The following is a 14765-nucleotide window of genomic DNA, read 5'->3' as shown; positions in this document are numbered from 1 at the left end:
TTCAAAAGATATATCCTTTAACAAGAAGCGAAAGCGGCTTCAAATCTGCATAAAACACTCAGCTTCAGTCTATTAAAAGAACAAACTTCTTATCTATATAATCACTTTGTTTCTTTATGGATCGTATGAGCACTGCATGTGCTGCAGAATTTCTTCAATTCCAGCCGTACAGCATCATTTTTTCCCGCAGTGGAATAGTTCCTGGAACCACATACGGAGCAAGCCAAAATCACTTTTTTTGTCATATTTCCACCTACTAAGTCACATTACGCCCTTAAAACTTTAACACGCACCCTAAAACATGTCAATAACTGCAAAAAAAGCAAGGTGTTGGGAAATTATGTCTAAAGTGAAAATTCACGCACTTCCAAATATCTTTCCAGCTTTCTTTTCACCCGCTGAAGAGCATTGTCAATCGATTTAACATGACGGTTCAGTTCTTCAGAAATTTCCTGATAGGACTGCCCATCCAGATAAAGAGCAAGCACCTTGCGTTCAAGGTCACTCAATAGCTCAGACATTTTCACTTCAATATGATCAAATTCTTCCTGGTTGATAATCAGCTCTTCAGGGTCCATAACCTTCGCCCCGGAGATAACATCCATAAGCGTTCTGTCCGATTCCTCATCATAAATGGGCTTGTCCAGAGACACATATGAGTTCAGCGGAATATGCTTTTGGCGGGTCGCCGTCTTAATGGCGGTTATAATTTGCCTGGTGATGCACAGCTCGGCAAACGCTTTAAATGAAGACAGCTTGTCCTCTTTAAAGTCACGGATCGCCTTGTATAAGCCGATCATTCCCTCTTGTACAATATCTTCTTTATCTGCACCAATCAAAAAATAGGATCTTGCTTTTGCCCGGACAAAGTTGCGGTACTTATGAATAAGATAATCCAGCGCCTCACTCTCGCCCTTATGAACGAGCTCCACTATTTCTTCGTCCTCAAGCTGCATAAAGTCTATAAGATTTTCGTCGATTGTCTTGAAGTCAGCACTCACTAGGATCCCCCCGACCGTACAAGCATGGTTAGAAACATTATACAGCACGGTTTTTTCAAGCGTCAACCGCTCATTGGCCTCCTCTGCGCCATTTTTCAAAAATTTCTGCCACTTCATCACTGAGAGGTATCTTGGAAACTGGCTTTTTCCCCTGAATTTTTTTTACTTTTTTTTCGATGCTGCTTTCAATCAGATTCATTTCATTCAGAAGCTCCCTCGCTGATTTCCTTAACGCGCCCTGGCCAAATATGACCCACTGCTCTGTGAAATCGGAGGTTGCTACATGAACTTGAGTTTTAATATTACTGAGATCGATAGCCAGTTTTTCGATGCGTTCATCGGCCGTTTCATTATTCCGCGTGAAAATAACTTCGATCTTTGAATTCTTAAACTTTTTTTCCGTGCCCTTTACATAGTGGGCATCAAACACGACAATCACTCTGTACCCGGAATATCCCTGGTACTCGGCCATTTTTTCAATCAGTCGGTCTCTGGCAGATGATAAATCCTTGTTTTTGAGCTCCCTGAGTTCCGGCCAAGCACCAATTATGTTGTATCCGTCAACAAGAAGGATGTCCATTTTTATCCCTCAAGCGGGTGACGTTTCCGATAAACCTCATACATGAGCAATGCAGCCGCAACTGATGCGTTAAGGGAAGTAACATGTCCAGCCATCGGCAGGTTAATGAGGAAGTCGCATTTATCACGTATCAGGCGGCCCATTCCTTTACCTTCACTGCCAATCACAAGACCTAAAGGCATCGCTCCATCCATCTGGCGGTAGTCCTGTTTCCCTTTTGCATCCGTACCGGCGATCCAGACGCCTCTTTCTTTTAATTCATCAATTGTTCTGGCCATATTGGTAACACGGACAACCGGAATATACTCGATCGCACCTGTTGAAGCTTTAGCTACCGTTGCTGTCAGCCCGACCGCTCTCCTCTTCGGAATAACAATTCCGTGTGCCCCTACTGCATCTGCCGTTCTCATGATGGACCCAAGATTATGCGGATCTTCTATCTCATCCAGAAGCAAGAAGAACGGTGCTTCGTTTTTCTTTTCTGCAGCAGCAAACAAATCATCAATTTCTGCGTATTGATAGGCAGCAACCTGTGCGATGACGCCTTGATGATTTCCCTCTGCCATCCCATCTATTTTTTTCTTGGGTACAAACTGGACCAGCACCCCGGCGGACTTCGCCAAACCGATTACCTGCTGCATCTGCCCGCTTTGCGAACCTTCAGCAATAAAAATCTTATTAATATCCCTCTCTGACTTCAATGCTTCAATGACGGGATTCTTCCCAATGATAAAATCCTGGCTCATTTTACCGCTCCTCCTTTCCTTTTCTCAACTAAATCTATGGATTCCAAAATCAGCTCTTCCATCCGCTCCTGTCTTTTCGCTAAAAACAGATAGCCGATCAGAGATTCAAAAGCTGTGCTGTATCTGTATGTTTGGACATCTGTATTTTTCGGCACCGAACCGGACTTGGCATTCCGCCCCCTGCGGACGACCGCCAGTTCTTCTTCTGTCAGCCGTTCAGCGTCTATTAATTCATGAATGATCAGGGACTGGGCTTTTGCAGAAACATACCGGGTCGCCTCCTTATGAAGAAAGTGAGGCCGAACCCGTCCATTTTGAAGGAGATGGTGGCGTATATAGGTCTCAAATACTGCATCTCCCATATACGCCAAAGCAAGACTATTCAATTGTTTTTTATCTACTTTTTTATCATAGTGAAGCATTGCTTAGCCTCTTTTCCATCTGATTCCCTGCGGTGTATCTTCAAGGATAATATTCATTTCTTTCAGCTGATCACGGATTTTATCTGCCAGTTCGAAGTTTCGCTCTTTTCTGGCCTGCTGCCTCTCTTCAATCAGCTGCTCGATTTCTTCATCCAGAAGATCTGCATGTGCCTCTTCAAGTGAAAGCCCCAATACATCAAACAGTGTTTCAAATTTTTTCGTGAAAGCATCGATCACTTCCACAGCTGTGTTTTTCTCCATCAGATAATAATTCGCAAGCTTAGACAGTTCGAACAAAATGGATACAGCATTCGCTGTGTTAAAATCATCATCCATATCTTGAATGAATTGCTCATGAAGTGCTGTAATTTTATCCAGCCACTCCTGATTATTATCGGTCAGGTTCACACTTGCTTCTCTGCGGTGCTGCAAATTGTGATAAGACGTTTTAATGCGCTCAAGCCCTGTCCGGGTGTTTTCCAGAAGCTCATCACTGTAGTTGATCGGATGCCTGTAATGAACCGACAGCATGAAAAACCTTAAAACCTGCGGGTCATGCTTTTGGATAATGTCATGAACCAGGACGAAATTCCCCAGTGATTTGGACATTTTTTCGTTGTCGATATTAATATACCCGTTGTGCATCCAGTAGCGGGCGAAGGTTTTTCCTGTCAGTGCTTCCGACTGGGCAATTTCATTTTCATGATGCGGGAAGGCCAGATCCTGACCGCCGGCATGGATGTCAATCATGTCCCCAAGGTATTTCTTCGCCATCGCGGAGCATTCGATATGCCATCCGGGTCTTCCTTGCCCCCAAGGACTCTCCCACGCGATTTCCCCTTCCTTCGCCGCTTTCCAAAGAACAAAGTCAAGGGAGTCCTGTTTCTTCTCGCCGACGGCAATGCGGGCGCCGACTCGCAATTCATCAATGGACTGATGAGAAAGCTTGCCGTACTCATCAAATTTCCGGGTATGGTAATAGACATCTCCCTCTGATTCATACGCAAAGCCTTTATCAATCAATGTCTGGATAAATTCAATAATGATATCGATGCTTTCTGTCACTCTCGGGTGGACATCAGCCCTTCTGCAGCCGAGCGCAGAAACGTCTTCAAAATAGGCATTAATGAACCGTTCTGCAACTGCTGGAACATCCGTTCCTAATTCGTTGGCCACGCGGATCAGCTTATCATCCACATCTGTAAAATTGGAGACATACTGTACATCGAAGCCGCGGAACTCAAGATATCTTCTTACGGTATCAAATACAATCGGCGGGCGGGCATTCCCTATATGGATATAGTTATAAACGGTTGGCCCGCACACATACATTTTCACTTTTCCCTCTTCCAAGGGAATAAAATCCTCTTTTTGACGAGTAAGTGTATTATAGATTTGAATGGCCATGAATCTGGCTCCTTTCTTTCCTCAATGTTTCCACTTCCGTTTTTAATTCCCGCAGCTCCCCTTCCAGTTCCTTAAACCGGTCTGCAATTGGATCGGGAAGATCACAATGATTTAAATCCTTGCTAATTTTCACACCATCCCGGATTTTCACCCTTCCAGGAATCCCGACTACTGTTGAATTAGGCGGAACCTCATGAAGAACAACAGAGCCTGCACCCACCTTAGAATTTTCGCCAATTGTAATAGAGCCCAAAACCTTCGCACCTGTTGCAATCAGCGCATTGTCCTTAATGGTAGGATGGCGCTTGCCTTTTTCCTTCCCGGTTCCTCCCAGTGTCACACCCTGAAAAACTGTTACATTATCACCGATTTCACACGTTTCCCCGATGACAACCCCCATGCCATGGTCGATAAAAAAGCGTCTGCCGATCTTTGCTCCCGGATGAATTTCAATTCCTGTGAAAAAGCGGCTGATCTGGGAAACCACTCTTGCAAGAAAATAAAACTTCCGCTTAAAAAGTGCGTGGGCAATGCGGTGTGACCAGACAGCATGTAATCCTGAGTAGGTTAATATTACTTCCAAATAACTTCTTGCTGCCGGATCCTGTTCAAATACCACTTCGATATCTTCCTTCATTCTTGCAAACATGGTTCATTTCCCCTCCTGGCATAGATCTTCTTTTTAATAAATATTTTTCTCATATACTGATTTCTTGCAGGTTTTGCATATAAAAAAAGCGTCTCTGCCACAATCGGACAGAGACGCTTTACGCGCGGTTCCACTCTGTTTAGGCTTAAACAGCCTCAACTTTAACTTGTTAACGGATAAGTTTCCGCTCAAATCTACTTGGAAGCTTGGCGTCCGTTCGAATTGAGGCTCAGAGGCGCACTTCAGAATAAAGAGAGGCTTAAACCACTTTCAGCCGGTGATGGTTTTCTCTAAAAAGCATCTTTTTTCTTACTTTTCCTCTTCAACACTTTTCAATATAGAATAATTTACTTAATACTATATTACATTTTCTCCAAGATGTTAACCAATAATGCTCATTAATCGAGTTTTTACTTTTTCTTTTCCTAAAAGCTCGATTGCCTGCGGCAGATCCGGTCCATGGGTTTGGCCGGTCGTTGCGGAACGGATAGGCATGAAGAGCTTTTTGCCCTTGTGGCCTGTTGATTTCTGCACAGCCTTCATAGCCGCTTTAATTTCATCTGCTTTGAATTCTGCAAGTGCATCAATTTCCTGCAGGAATGCAGTCAGCACTTCAGGAACCTGCTCTTCAGCCAGAACTTCCTTCGCTTCTTCATCAACGGTCATTTCCTCTGTAAAGAACAGTTCAGAAAGCTCGACAATCTGAGCGCCAAAGCTCATTTTTTCCTGGTAAAGAGTGATCAGGCTATTAACCCACTCTTCGTTTTCCTGCTGCCAGTTTCCGCTGATCTTCCCTGCCTTCACCAGGTGAGGGGCTGAAATGGACACCAATCGCTCCTGATCAAGCTTCTTCATGTACTGGTTATTCATCCATTCAAGCTTCTGCTTATCGAAAAGGGCAGGAGACTTTGAAAGGCGGTTTTCATCAAAGATATCGATGAATTCTTCTTGTGAGAAAATCTCTTCCTCCCCTGCAGGAGACCAGCCAAGTAGTGCAATAAAGTTAAAGAGTGCTTCCGGCAAGTAGCCGAGCTCTTCATATTGTTCAATGAACTGGATGATCGTCTCGTCGCGCTTGCTCAGTTTTTTGCGGCTTTCATTGACAATCAAAGTCATATGTCCAAACACCGGAAGGTCCCAGCCCAATGCTTCATAAATCATCTGCTGTTTAGGCGTATTTGAAATATGGTCATCCCCGCGCAGAACATGGGAAATTTTCATCAGGTGATCATCCACTGCTACGGCAAAATTGTAGGTAGGTGTGCCGTCTTTCTTAACGATGACATAATCGCCAAATCCATCAGACTCGAATGACACTTCCCCTTTTACCATATCATTGAATGTCAGCATCTTGCCTTTTGGCACCAGGAAGCGGATGCTGGGCTTTCTGCCTTCAGCTTCAAGTGCAGCTCTTTCTTCCTCTGTCAGGTGGCGGCATTTTCCTGAGTAAGCAGGAGTATCGCCTTTTGCAGATTGAGCTTCACGCTCTGCTTCAAGCTCCTCTTCCGTACAATAGCATTTATAGGCATGCCCTTTTTCGAGCAATTCCTTATAGTAGGTTTCATAGATATGATTTCTTTCAGATTGGCGGTACGGGCCATATTCGCCTTCCCTGTCAATGCTTTCGTCCCAATCCATGCCGAGCCATTTTAAATAATGAAGCTGGCTTTCCTCGCCGCCTTCAATATTACGTTTTTTATCTGTATCCTCAATGCGGATGATGAACTTTCCGCCTTTGCTTCTAGCAAACAAATAGTTAAAAAGCGCCGTTCTCGCATTTCCGATATGCAAATGCCCAGTCGGACTCGGAGCGTAGCGGACGCGGATTTCATTTGACATACTGACTGCCTCCTTAAAATCTTGAATCTTGAGTTTATCGTAAGCTATATTTTAACACTCAGGTTTTTCTTCTGAAAGGTAATTTTAACGGTTCTCTATCTTTTTCAGCAAAACAGCGGCCTGGGAGGCGATTCCCTCTCCCCGTCCTGTAAAGCCAAGCTTTTCTGTAGTTGTTGCTTTCACATTAATATTTTCTTTTTCGGTTTCCAGAAGCTCTGCAATCCGCTCCTGCATTTTACCGATATGAGGAGCCATCTTCGGCTTCTGGGCAATGATGGTGCAATCTGCATTAACCAGCTCATACCCTTTTTCTTTTACGATTCCCCATACATGCTGCAGCAGCTTTGCCGAATCGGCATCCTTAAATTCAGGATCGGTATCAGGAAAATGCCGTCCAATGTCCCCTTCTCCAATGGCCCCAAGGCAGGCATCTGCCACTGTATGCAGCAGGACATCTGCATCTGAATGCCCTAAAAGCCCTTTCTCATATGGTATTTCAATACCCCCGATAATCAGCGGGCGTCCTTCAGCAAACTGATGAACATCAAAACCTTGTCCAATCCGAAACATGATAACAATCCCCTTTACATATGACTTCTTTTCTTTATAATTGCTTCCGCAAAATAAATATCTTCCGGCGTTGTCAGCTTAATATTATCGTAACTTCCCTCAACAATCACCACTTCATTCCCTAACCGCTCCACGAGGCTCGCATCATCTGTTCCTAAAAAGCCGTCTCCGTCTGCCTTGCGGTGTGCCTCAAGCAGGGAAGAAACACGAAATGCCTGTGGAGTTTGAACAGCCCACAGGCAGGAACGTTCAAGTGTTTCTGTAATTAAATGCCCGTCAGCTTTTTTAACGGTATCCTTCAGCGGCACTGCGAGAACAGCAGCTCCTTTTTCCCAGGCTGCTTTCACCAGAGGCTGCAGTAAATCCCGTGTAATAAAAGGGCGGGCAGCGTCATGAACCAGCACTACTTCCTCACCCGAAGCTGCTTTGGCCGCATTATAGACGCTATGCTGCCTTTCCTTACCGCCTTCAACCATAGCAGCCACCTTCTTTATCTGATGCTGTTTTAAGAGAATGCGCATTTCTTCCTCATCCTGAGGATTAATGGCCAGAACAATGCCCGTGCACTCCGGGTCACTCTCAAAAACTTTTAACGTATGTATGAACACAGGGACATCCCCAATTTCCAGAAGAAGCTTATTCCTTCCGGCTCCCATTCGTTTCCCCTGCCCGGCTGCCGGGAGAATCACTTGATAATTCATATTTTTGACTCCTCTTTTAAAAAAGCAGGCAAAAAGGCAGGGAAATCAATCTCCCTGCACATTCTGTCCTACTTTCCATCATACATTATAAAGCTTTTTCCAGAAGTTTGGGTTTTGCAAAGATCATTCTTCCGGCTGATGTCTGCAGAACACTTGTGACAAGTACATCAATATGTTTGCCAATGTAATTTCTGCCTTCTTCCACCACGATCATCGTGCCGTCGTCCAGATAAGCAATCCCCTGATTCTGTTCCTTGCCGTCTTTTATTACCTGTACCTTCATTTCTTCACCTGGAAGCACAACCGGTTTTACCGCATTAGCCAGGTCATTAATATTAAGGACTGCCACTTTTTGCAGTTCACAAACCTTGTTTAAGTTAAAATCATTGGTCACAACGACGCCATTCGTTAACTTAGCCAGCTTCACAAGCTTGCTGTCCACCTCTTGGATTTCTTCAAAATCGCCTTCATAGATTTCCACATTAATCGAAAGCTCTTTTTGAATCCGGTTTAATATATCCAGACCCCGTCTGCCGCGGTTCCTCTTTAATACATCTGATGAATCAGCAATATGCTGAAGTTCTTCGAGCACAAACTGCGGAATGACAATCGTGCCTTCCAAAAAGCCAGTCTGGCAGATATCAGCAATGCGTCCATCGATAATAACGCTTGTATCAAGAATCTTGAGCGATTTTTTAGGTGCAGCTTCAGGCTCAAGTTCTTCTTCACTGCTCTTCTTTTTCTTGCTGGAAAATAAACTTAGAAGCTCATCCCGCTTTTTAAAACCAACCTGAAATCCCAGGTAGCCGAATATAAGCGTTAGCACAATGGGAGCAACGGTATTCAGTATCGGCACCTCAATCGCATTTAGGGCATATCCGATTAAAAAGGCAATGACTAATCCAAAAACCAGGCCGACACTTCCAAAAATAATATCTGTTATAGGTACTTTTACCAGTGATTCTTCTGCCCATCTCACGAAATTGACGACATGATCAACCGCCCAAAAAGTTAAAAGATAAAAAATAATAGCACCTAAAATGGCGGACACGTATGGATTGTTTAAAAGAGGAATGCCATCTAAACTGATTAATTTTAATAAGTCAGGAATTAAGAATATTCCAAGCGTTACCCCAATAATAAGGAAGCATGCCTGTACAATACGTTTTAACATTCCTTCACCTCCTTTTACTCATTATAAACAAATTCACAAAATTGAAACCCTGAATCCGGGGTATTTTCAATTTTGTTCCTTATAATTATTTCACGATAGTAAAAGACCTGTTTTAATTAATAATTTCATCCACCTTAAGGGTAGCACCATTGGCAATAAACTGTCAAATAATTAACCAACCATTTTAGCATATCCAATTACATAGTTCAATGGTCTCTTTATAGCTGGCGATCCGCAAAAACCTGCTCTTTTATGAGCTTGAGTCCCTCTTTAATTTTTCTTGCCCGCACTTCCCCGATTCCTTCCACCTCATCGAGCTCCTCTACAGTTGCCGTGATGATATTTGGGAATTCTTCAAACCGGTTAATCAGATTTTCAATAATAATTGGCGGCAGGCGCGGAACTTTATTCAGCATGCGGAAGCCGCGGGGGCATTTAAATTCTTCCGTGTGAATATAACCGTTGTACCCGAGAAGCTTTAGAATGACAGAGTCTTCGAGCATTTCCCCTTTTGAAAGGACCTGTAGTTTGACAAGCGCCCCCCTGGAGTCGATGTCTTTTGATTGAGCATAATCTCTAATAATCCATTCTGCTTCCCGTTCAAGCTCCACCAGCAGCTCATTCATCTGGAGCCGGATCAGCCTTCCTTCTGTCCCCAGTTCACTTAAATAGGTGAGCAGCTCATTTTTAATGCGCAGAACCATTTCGATATTATGAAAAACATGCAGGATGTCACTGTAGGTAACAAGCTCCTCAAATTCAAGGATGCTGAGATTGCCGATGCTCTGTTCAAGAACGACCTTATATTTTTCAAGTGTCTGGACGGCTACATTCGCCTTCGTTAAAATAACGCCAATATCCCTCAGCGCATAGCGGGAATGCCCTTTATAAAGGGTAATGACATTGCGTCTCTGAGAAATGGCAATCACTAATGCTCCTGTTTGCCGGGCAACCCGCTCAGCCGTGCGGTGCCGCATGCCCGTTTCTGTAGAGGGTACACCAGGATCAGGAGCAAGCTGGGCATTCGCAATCAGAATCTTGTTCCCCTCTTCATTTAAAATAATAGCCCCATCCATCTTGGCCAGCTCATACAGATAACTTGGCGAAAATGGGCAATTAATTTGAAAACCCCCATCAACAAGGTTGCTCAGCTTTTCTTTTGAGCCCAATACAATCAGCCCGCCTGTATTGGCGCGCAGAACATTATCAATCCCTTCCCTGATAGGCGTACCCGGAGCCATGAACCGAAGGATTTCACTCATTGTTTTTTCGCCCATTTTTTTAGTCTCCATGTTTATCCCCCTAACGCAGCCTTTAGCGCTTCACCAACAGAGCTAACTCCGATCAGTTCGATGCCTCCCGGCGCGCTCCAGCCTCCAAGATTGTTCGCCGGCAGGATGACCCGTTCAAAGCCCAGCTTGGCCGCCTCCTGTACTCTTTGTTCGATCCTAGAGACTCTCCTGACCTCGCCTGTGAGTCCTACTTCTCCAATAATGCAGTCTGTTGCTTTTGTCGGCTTATCCCGAAAGCTAGACGCAATGCTGACCGCTATGGCCAAATCAATTGCCGGTTCATCAAGCTTTACTCCGCCAGCGACTTTTAAGTAGGCATCCTGATTTTGCAGGAGCATTCCGACCCGTTTTTCCAAAACGGCCATCAGGAGCGGGACCCGGTTATGATCGATCCCGGTTGCCATTCGTCTTGGATTTCCAAAGCTTGTCGGGGAAATAAGCGCCTGAATTTCAACAAGAACAGGCCTCGTCCCCTCCATGGAAGCAACAACTGTTGAACCGGCAGCCCCTTGTGACCGCTCTTCAAGGAAAATTTCAGATGGATTGGCTACTTCTTCAAGCCCAAGTTCCTTCATCTCAAAAATGCCCATCTCGTTTGTTGACCCGAATCTGTTTTTTACAGCTCGTAAAATCCGGTATGTATGATGGCGTTCACCTTCAAAGTATAAAACCGTATCCACCATGTGCTCCAGAAGTCTTGGACCCGCAATGGAGCCCTCCTTTGTAACATGCCCTACGATAAAAATGGCAATTCCCTTCGTTTTGCCAATGCGCATCAGTTCAGCGGTACATTCCCGAACCTGGGAAACGCTCCCCGGCGCCGATGTCACTTCCGGATGAAAAATCGTCTGTATGGAGTCGATAATGACAAAGTCAGGGTTGACTGTTTCAATCGTTCTGCTGATTTCTTCAAGGCTGGTTTCCGAATAAACGAGCAGACTGTCTGAAGAAACACCCAAACGGTCAGCCCGCAGCTTCGTCTGCCGCATGGATTCTTCCCCTGATATATAGAGGACTGAATGCTTCCTGTTCGCAAGCTGTGAGGACACTTGAAGAAGAAGCGTTGATTTCCCGATGCCCGGATCTCCACCGATAAGAACAAGGGAACCTCTTACAATCCCGCCCCCGAGGACACGGTTTAATTCTTTTAAATCGGTATGTATGCGGGGTTCGCTGACTGTTTCAATGGATGTAATCGGCGTAGCTTTTGCCGCTATGGCCGTTCCCTGTGAATGTGCAAAAGCGCCTCTTCTCGTTGAAGCTGGCTTCTCTACCTCTTCCACCATCGTATTCCATTGTCCGCACCCCGGACATTTTCCCATCCATTTCGCTGATTCATAGCCGCATTCCTGGCACATGAATTTCGTTTTTCTTTTAGCCATACTTCTTCCCCTCTCTGTACATTCATACCAGCCGCGGTAAAGGAAAATCTTATTATTACCGGCCTTGCGTGGAAGAACCAGTGATGAAAGAAGTGCGTTTACTTCCTATTCCCTTTTCCAACGGGTCTTAAAATGTTTTTGTCCAGATATCTTTTTCTCTCTTAAAATTAACATAAAACGGCTGAATAAGCCTCTTTTAAGGCTGCATTTAAAAATGGCCTGAAAGAGTACAAAAAGGTACACGTATAACAGGGACGTGTACCTTTTTGCTGTGTGTGATCATCTGATGCTTATATTATATGGTCCGTTACACCTTATTTTTGAAGGTTTGCTGTTCTGCTTGGTTCTGCGGTTCTCACCACAAATTCTCCATCCTTCACATCGATTACCACGCTTTGCCCGGTTAGGACTGTTCCTCTTAACAGCTCTTCGGATAAACGGTCTTCAATATGCTTTTGAATGGCCCGGCGGAGCGGACGTGCTCCGTACTCAGGATCATAGCCCTCAACCGAAATTTTTTCTTTGGCTGCGTCTGTCAATTCCAGTGTAATATCCTGTTCCTTCAAACGTTTCGTTAAGGTATCAGACATAAGCGAAACGATTTCCTGAAGATGCTTTTTCTCCAATGCATGGAAAACGATAATTTCATCGATACGGTTCAGGAATTCCGGACGGAAGGACTTCTTCATCTCTTCCATTACCTTTCCTTTCATATCTTTGTAATCCTGTTCTCCATCCTGGATGTTAAAGCCAACGTATTTGTTCCGCTTAAGTGCTTCAGCACCAACATTGGAAGTCATAATCAGAACAGTATTGCGGAAATCGACGGTTCTTCCCTTCGAGTCTGTTAATCTTCCGTCTTCCAATACCTGTAATAGGATATTGAATACATCAGGGTGGGCCTTTTCAATTTCATCGAGAAGCACAACAGAATATGGTTTTCTGCGGACTTTTTCGGTTAATTGGCCTCCTTCTTCATACCCTACATAACCTGGAGGAGAACCTACCAGACGGGATGTGGAGTGCTTCTCCATGTATTCTGACATATCGATGCGGATCATCGCATCCTCGTCACCGAACATAGCTTCTGCTAAGGCACGGGCCAGCTCAGTTTTACCAACTCCAGTCGGGCCAAGGAATACAAATGAGCCAATCGGGCGCTTCGGATCTTTAAGGCCTGCACGGGCACGGCGGACAGCCTTTGAAATGGCCTTAACGGCTTCTTCCTGCCCGATTACGCGGGAATGAAGGATTTCTTCCAGGTTTAGAAGCTTTTCTGTTTCAGTTTGGGCAAGCTTCGAAACAGGGATTCCAGTCCAGCTGGCAACCACATTGGCAATGTCCTCAACCGTCACTTCACTGTTTTCTTTGCCCTGCTTTTCTTTCCATGTTTTCTTCGTTTCTTCCAGCTGTTCACGCAGGCGCTGCTCCGTATCCCTTAAGGAAGCAGCTTTTTCAAATTCCTGGCTTTGAACAGCAGCATCTTTCTCTTTTCTTACATCCTCAAGCTTAACCTCAAGCTCTTTCAGGTTTGGAGGCGTAGTATAAGAGCGCAGTCTTACCTTAGAACCCGCTTCATCAATTAAATCAATCGCCTTATCCGGAAGGAAGCGGTCTGAAATGTAGCGGTCTGACAGCTTTACGGCCGCTTCAATCGCTGCATCTGTAATGGTTACGCGGTGATGGGCTTCGTAACGGTCGCGCAGCCCCTCAAGAATTTGAACAGATTCTTCGGCTGTCGGCTCATCAACCGTAATAGGCTGGAACCTTCTTTCAAGTGCCGCATCTTTTTCAATGTATTTTCTATATTCGTCAAGTGTAGTTGCACCAATGCACTGAAGTTCGCCGCGGGCAAGAGATGGCTTTAGAATGTTGGAAGCATCAATCGCCCCTTCTGCTCCACCTGCACCTATTAATGTATGAAGCTCGTCAATGAATAAAATGATGTTTCCTGCCTGCCTGATTTCATCCATTACCTTCTTCAGGCGGTCTTCAAATTCACCGCGATACTTCGTTCCGGCAACCACTGTACCCATATCAAGCGTCATAACCCTTTTATCGCGAAGAGTCTCCGGTACTTCATTGTTAATAATCTGCTGCGCAAGGCCCTCTGCAATGGCTGTTTTACCTACACCAGGCTCACCAATGAGAACCGGGTTGTTTTTCGTTCTGCGGCTTAATACTTCAATCACACGCTGAATTTCTTTGCTTCGTCCAATAACCGGATCGAGGCTTCCTTCTCTGGCAATAGCAGTCAGGTCACGCGCTAATCCATCCAAGGTCGGCGTGTTCGCATTGGCTGCGGAGCCTCCCTGATGGCTGCCGGACTCATTGCTGCCTAATAGCTGAAGCACCTGCTGGCGCGCTTTATTGAGGCTGACTCCAAGGTTATTCAATACCCTCGCAGCAACTCCTTCGCCTTCACGGATGAGGCCAAGCAGGATATGTTCTGTTCCTACATAGGAATGGCCAAGCTTTCTTGCTTCATCCATGGAAAGTTCGATCACTTTCTTGGCACGCGGTGTATAGTGAATGGTCTGGGAAGCATCCTGCCCCCTGCCAATTAAATTCTCAACCTCTTTTTGGATCTTATCAGAGCCGAGGCCTAAAGCATACAGAGCTTTAGCCGCAATTCCTTCACCTTCGCGTACAAGCCCAAGCAGAATATGCTCTGTTCCGATGTTATTATGTCCTAAACGGATTGCTTCCTCCTGTGCTAACGCCAATACTTTTTGAGCTCTTTCCGTAAATCGTCCGAACATCATAATTTCATCCTCCCAACTCTTGATCTTCCATTTTTAATCTTTCCCTAATTAGTGAAGCCCTGCGGATATCACGTTCATGCGGTCTGAGCGGCCCGCCTGCATATTGCTGCAGGAATCCGGGCTGTGTCAGGATCATCAGCTCATTCAATATATTCTTTGATATGTTTTTGATGTACTGCATATCAATCCCCAGGCGAACATCTGACAAGCATTGTGCTGCTTCCTTTGATTCAATGA

15 protein-coding genes and 1 other annotated feature (1 of these 16 cut by a window edge) are annotated in these 14765 nt (G+C 45.0%); all 15 genes read right to left on the bottom strand.

The window, feature by feature from the left end; all coding sequences use genetic code 11:
- Positions 1-101 precede the first annotated feature (101 nt).
- Positions 102-245, bottom strand: coding sequence for a 50S ribosomal protein L33 (rpmG, locus tag NAF01_RS00620; RefSeq protein ID WP_048011529.1), 144 nt, complete (start codon positions 243-245; stop codon positions 102-104).
- Positions 246-344: 99 nt separating this feature from the next.
- Positions 345-1001, bottom strand: a complete 657-nt coding sequence (gene sigH, locus NAF01_RS00615; protein WP_048011544.1) for an RNA polymerase sporulation sigma factor SigH — start codon at positions 999-1001, stop codon at positions 345-347.
- Between the two features lie 70 nt (positions 1002-1071).
- Positions 1072-1581, bottom strand: a complete 510-nt coding sequence (locus tag NAF01_RS00610) for an NYN domain-containing protein (RefSeq protein WP_222501358.1) — start codon at positions 1579-1581, stop codon at positions 1072-1074.
- Between the two features lie 2 nt (positions 1582-1583).
- On the bottom strand, positions 1584-2327 hold the full coding sequence (rlmB, locus tag NAF01_RS00605; RefSeq protein WP_048011531.1) for a 23S rRNA (guanosine(2251)-2'-O)-methyltransferase RlmB: 744 nt from the start codon (positions 2325-2327) through the stop codon (positions 1584-1586).
- Complete coding sequence (locus NAF01_RS00600; RefSeq protein ID WP_250801544.1) at positions 2324-2749, bottom strand: Mini-ribonuclease 3; 426 nt, start codon at positions 2747-2749, stop codon at positions 2324-2326. The genes rlmB and NAF01_RS00600 overlap by 4 nt, the downstream gene beginning before the upstream one ends.
- A gap of 3 nt (positions 2750-2752) precedes the next feature.
- Positions 2753-4156, bottom strand: a complete 1404-nt coding sequence (cysS, locus tag NAF01_RS00595; protein WP_048011533.1) for a cysteine--tRNA ligase — start codon at positions 4154-4156, stop codon at positions 2753-2755.
- A complete protein-coding gene (cysE, locus tag NAF01_RS00590) occupies positions 4137-4805 on the bottom strand; it encodes a serine O-acetyltransferase (protein WP_048011534.1) in 669 nt (222 codons plus the stop codon). The genes cysS and cysE overlap by 20 nt, the downstream gene beginning before the upstream one ends.
- Before the next feature lie 106 nt (positions 4806-4911).
- Positions 4912-5140 (bottom strand) — a binding site (T-box leader).
- 46 nt (positions 5141-5186) lie between these two features.
- A complete protein-coding gene (gene gltX / locus NAF01_RS00585; RefSeq protein ID WP_197249127.1) occupies positions 5187-6644 on the bottom strand; it encodes a glutamate--tRNA ligase in 1458 nt (485 codons plus the stop codon).
- Between the two features lie 84 nt (positions 6645-6728).
- On the bottom strand, positions 6729-7214 hold the full coding sequence (gene ispF, locus NAF01_RS00580; protein ID WP_048011536.1) for a 2-C-methyl-D-erythritol 2,4-cyclodiphosphate synthase: 486 nt from the start codon (positions 7212-7214) through the stop codon (positions 6729-6731).
- Positions 7215-7228: 14 nt separating this feature from the next.
- Positions 7229-7915: a 2-C-methyl-D-erythritol 4-phosphate cytidylyltransferase gene (gene ispD, locus NAF01_RS00575; RefSeq protein ID WP_197249128.1), complete on the bottom strand. Its 687-nt coding sequence runs from the start codon at positions 7913-7915 to the stop codon at positions 7229-7231.
- Between the two features lie 85 nt (positions 7916-8000).
- Positions 8001-9089 carry a PIN/TRAM domain-containing protein gene (locus NAF01_RS00570; RefSeq protein ID WP_048011538.1) on the bottom strand — a complete coding sequence of 363 codons (1089 nt, stop codon included), beginning with the start codon at positions 9087-9089 and terminating at the stop codon, positions 8001-8003.
- Positions 9090-9307: 218 nt separating this feature from the next.
- Positions 9308-10381, bottom strand: coding sequence for a DNA integrity scanning diadenylate cyclase DisA (disA, locus tag NAF01_RS00565; RefSeq protein WP_048011539.1), 1074 nt, complete (start codon positions 10379-10381; stop codon positions 9308-9310).
- 2 nt (positions 10382-10383) lie between these two features.
- Positions 10384-11763, bottom strand: coding sequence for a DNA repair protein RadA (gene radA / locus NAF01_RS00560; protein ID WP_035332338.1), 1380 nt, complete (start codon positions 11761-11763; stop codon positions 10384-10386).
- 314 nt (positions 11764-12077) lie between these two features.
- A complete protein-coding gene (gene clpC / locus NAF01_RS00555; RefSeq protein WP_048011540.1) occupies positions 12078-14528 on the bottom strand; it encodes an ATP-dependent protease ATP-binding subunit ClpC in 2451 nt (816 codons plus the stop codon).
- Between the two features lie 4 nt (positions 14529-14532).
- Positions 14533-14765, bottom strand: partial view of a protein-arginine kinase McsB gene (locus NAF01_RS00550; RefSeq protein ID WP_048011541.1) — the end only. Its footprint extends 847 nt past the window's final position; the window shows 233 of its 1080 coding nt (coding positions 848-1080); the start codon falls outside the window, past its right edge — the gene reads right to left on this strand; it ends in the stop codon at positions 14533-14535.

The organism is Cytobacillus firmus (assembly GCF_023657595.1).
GTDB classification, from domain to species: Bacteria; Bacillota; Bacilli; order Bacillales; family Cytobacillaceae; genus Cytobacillus; species Cytobacillus firmus_B.
This window is presented reverse-complemented; position numbering and strand designations above follow the sequence as displayed.